The sequence below is a fragment of the Microcystis aeruginosa NIES-4325 genome (assembly GCF_008974145.1).
Taxonomy (GTDB): Bacteria; Cyanobacteriota; Cyanobacteriia; order Cyanobacteriales; family Microcystaceae; genus Microcystis; species Microcystis aeruginosa_G.
The window spans coordinates 1-737 of record NZ_BJKP01000105.1 but is presented as its reverse complement, the minus strand read 5'-3'; the positions used below and the strand labels follow the sequence as shown (position 1 = coordinate 737).

Annotated in this window: 1 protein-coding gene; it reads left to right on the top strand. The window is 49.3% G+C overall.

The features are described 5' to 3' along the window. Positions 1-38: 38 nt before the first annotated feature. Positions 39-737: Uma2 family endonuclease (locus MiAbW_RS19175; RefSeq protein WP_151697358.1), on the top strand; the 699-nt coding region annotated here is incomplete at its 3' end.

Sequence of the window (737 nt, the reverse complement as noted above, 5' to 3'; positions counted from 1 at the left end):
CAAAAATATGGACACTCCCACCTAGAGAGGCCGAAAAAATGACGATTGCCAAAAGCGACGAAACTGCCACCTCTCCGGCACTGATAGAAGAAGATTTCGAGGAATTCTGGGAACCCACCCCACCCCCCACAGACTTAATTTTTGATGATGGTGAACCCTTGGAAAGCAACCGACACCGCATTGCCATGAATGTCTTGATTCGCTCCCTACACCAGGGTTATGGCGAGCGAGATGACTTCTACACCAGTGGCAATATGTTTATTTATTTCAGCCGCGAACAGGCGAAAAATCGCGATTTTCGCGGGCCCGATTTCTTCGCTGTCCTCAATGTCGATGGCAAGAGAGAGCGACAGGGTTGGGTAATTTGGGAAGAAGAAGGACGTTATCCCGACGTTATCGTGGAATTAACCTCTCCTAGTACCGCCAAGACCGATAAAGTGCGAAAAAAAGCCATTTATGAGGGAACCTTCCGCACACCCGATTATTTCATCTACGATCCTTTTGATGCCAATTCTTTACAAGGATGGCATTTAGGGGCCGACCAACGCTACCATTCTTTAGAACGAAACGAGCGCGGCTGGTTATGGTGTGAAACCTTGGGCTATTGGTTGGGAACTTGGGAGGGTACTATTGACCGAGAAACGGCAATCTGGGCGAGATTTTATGACCCGGAAGGCAATTTAATCCCCTTGCCAGAAGAAGCAGCACAGGAGCAAGCGGCTGCAGCCCAGGAGCAA